Source organism: Vibrio sp. Y176 (assembly GCF_033438945.1).
The window spans coordinates 1-792 of record NZ_JAWOQS010000363.1 but is presented as its reverse complement, the minus strand read 5'-3'; the positions used below and the strand labels follow the sequence as shown (position 1 = coordinate 792).

1 protein-coding gene is annotated in these 792 nt (G+C 39.4%); it reads left to right on the top strand.

Features of this window, described 5'->3' with window-relative positions; genetic code table 11:
- Positions 1 to 231: 231 nt before the first annotated feature.
- On the top strand, positions 232 to 582 hold the full coding sequence (locus R7O13_RS26095; protein WP_140139041.1) for a hypothetical protein: 351 nt from the start codon (positions 232 to 234) through the stop codon (positions 580 to 582).
- Positions 583 to 792 lie beyond the last annotated feature (210 nt).

The window sequence follows — 792 nt, the reverse complement described above, 5'->3', positions numbered from 1 at the left end:
TACATGGCTAATCATAACTAGCTTACAAGGGGCTAATCATGACTAACTCACATCCTATTGAAAAGGACGTGTTTTACAACCGTCTTTCTGTTCTTGTTTCTTCTAGTGATTTAAATTCAGTCGAAAAGGTTCTTTTTTTGTCTGTTTTTGAGTCGTGGTACTGCTTCCAGAGTTACGAGCTTTATTCGTCCATTGCTTCCAAAGCTATCGAAGTTTTTGAGGATATGGAAAATGCGTAACGTTGACTGGGAAAATGCTGTTAAATTTTTCGCTCCTCTTCAAAAGAGCAATCGGATTCATCCTAATTTTATATTTAGATTTCAACACTTGGGTTTGAGTGAGTATCATGCTGCAACTTCTGTTGGGGTGGATGTTGAGCAGGTTCATAGATGGGACGATGGGGAGGAAATACCGCCTCTTGTTCGTAAGGTTTGGGCTTTGGAGTCTGGTAGACATCTACCTAGAATTACTGGGTTTGATAAATGGAGTTTCAAATCAGGTCGGATAGTCACTCCTGACGGTGCCTCATACACTGAGGGGCAACTTCGTCATGCTCTGTTTCTTTTAGATCAGGTGATTTAATTTCCATAAAGAAGCATATAAATTAGTTGAGAAGAATTACCAACTCGAAAGGGTTGGTTTTTTTATATCAGCCGCTCGCCGCAAGAATTGATATTGAGCTTGCGAAAATCGCTTCGAGGAAGCGGAACATGTATGAAATTAATCTTTGGCAGGTTCACACCTGATTTAATTATGGAATGGATTTATGATGTTTATGAAGGGTTTATCTTC